Genomic DNA, 440 nt, shown 5'->3' with positions numbered 1-440 from the left:
CCGGCAGACGCACCGATATTACCGGCATTGTGCACGCCCACCCCCGTTTCGGTGCCTATCAGCCTGATTTTATGGGCATACATGCCGCCCAGCGCCGCCACATCCAACGCAAACGCCGGGTGCTTTTCATCGTCAACCGATTTTTTCTTCATCTGCTGATGCGCCGCATCCACAATATTGCGCCCGGTGGTCACTTTCAGGTCTTGCGCATGTAATTTGGCGTTAATCGCCACGGAGCGGGCGATAATATCGGTGTAACTTTGCTGTGTGCTGTCCATGCCGTGCCCGTCAATCCGCACTTCCCCCTGATTGACATCAAACCCTTTTAATCGGCCCTGCTCCATCAGCGCCTGTCCGGTAGTGAGCGTGGTGCGATGTGAGTTAATGAACCCACAACCGTTACAGGTGATGCCCGCCGGGTTGGCAATAATCACCTCAGC

General features: G+C 55.7%; 1 protein-coding gene. It reads right to left on the bottom strand.

Annotation, left to right across the window (positions count from 1 at the left end; all coding sequences use genetic code 11):
* Positions 1-440: two-partner secretion domain-containing protein (locus tag EAE91_RS23805; RefSeq protein ID WP_214090579.1), on the bottom strand; the 440-nt coding region annotated here is incomplete at both ends.

Origin of the sequence: Photorhabdus noenieputensis, from assembly GCF_018448935.1 — a bacterium.
Classification (GTDB): Bacteria; Pseudomonadota; Gammaproteobacteria; order Enterobacterales; family Enterobacteriaceae; genus Photorhabdus; species Photorhabdus noenieputensis.
Note: the sequence above shows the minus strand (reverse complement) of the source record. Positions and strands in the feature narration are given on the sequence as shown.